The sequence below is a fragment of the Nocardia sp. CC201C genome (assembly GCF_030010695.1).
Taxonomy (GTDB): Bacteria; Actinomycetota; Actinomycetes; order Mycobacteriales; family Mycobacteriaceae; genus Nocardia; species Nocardia otitidiscaviarum.
Window position 1 is genome coordinate 1 of record NZ_JASCXP010000731.1, and the last position, 1,233, is coordinate 1,233.

Annotated in this window: 1 pseudogene; it reads left to right on the top strand. The window is 73.0% G+C overall.

The features are described 5' to 3' along the window. Window positions 1-424 precede the first annotated feature (424 nt). Window positions 425-1,233: pseudogene (locus QK444_RS36355) on the top strand (ATP-binding cassette domain-containing protein); the annotation flags it as partial.

Sequence of the window (1,233 nt, forward strand, 5' to 3'; positions counted from 1 at the left end):
GGTACTGCCGCCCGAGGAGCGGGCGCTCGCGTCCGGGGAATCCGAGCATGCGGAGCTGGGCGCGGAATCGGCGGACAGGCCGAGCGCGGTCGATGGGGTGAGCACCGTGGCCGGGTCGGACACAGCGGATGGTCCGAATGCGGCGGATGGCCCGCGCACCATGGGAGCGCTGGGTGCAGCGGACGGGGCGCGCATGGTGGGGCCGCGAGGCTCAGCAGCCGAGGCGGCGGGCACGGGCGGTTCGCCGAGTCCCGAGGCGACGCGCCGGAGTGCGAACGAGGAGGTGCGTTCGGGCGCGGTCGGATCGTCGGGATCGGCGGAGGCGCTGCCGGGTGCGGGCGGCTCGCCCGCCACTCGCGCCGGTCGAATCCCGGTGGCGAAACCCGTTGCCCCCGAAGCGCGCACGTCGCCCACGCCGGTGGGGGGTGAGCCGGTGCTCGCGGTCGCCGATCTGGTGGTCGAGTTCCCCGGTGCGCTGGGCCGCCCGGCCTTCCGGGCGGTGGACGGGGTGAGCCTCGCCATCGACAAGGGCGAAACCTTGGGCCTGGTCGGCGAATCCGGCTCCGGGAAGTCCACCATCGGCCGCTGTGTGGCGGCCCTGCAGCGGCCCTCGTCGGGGTCGGTGCGGATGCTGGGGCAGGAGATCACCGGGCTGTCGGAGCGGCGGCTGCGGCCGCTGCGGCGGCGGCTCGGGTTCGTCTTCCAGGACCCGGCGACGTCATTGAATCCGCGCATGACGGTCGGGGACTGTGTGGCCGAACCACTGGTCGTGCACAAGGTGGTCAAGGGGCAGGCGCTGCGCGATCGGGTGCGATTCCTGCTCGATGATGTGCAGTTGCCCGCGGGCACCGAGCACCGGTATCCACACGAGCTGTCCGGCGGGCAGCGGCAGCGGGCCAGTCTGGCGCGCGCCCTGGTGCTCAATCCGGACATTCTGGTGGCCGACGAGCCGACCAGTGCGCTGGATGTCTCCGTCCAGGCCAAGGTGCTGGAACTGTTCGCGCAACTGCAGGCCGAATTCGGCTGGGCCTGCCTGTTCATCAGCCACGATCTGGCGGTGGTCGACCAGCTCGCCGACCGGATCGTGGTGCTGTGCAACGGCGCTGTGGTCGAAGCGGGCGGGCGCGACGACATCCTGCGGCATCCGACGCAGGAGTACACCCGGCGGCTGGTCGCGGCGGTGCCGGTCCCGGACCCGGTCGAGCAGCGCCGTCGCCGCGCGGCCACCGCCGA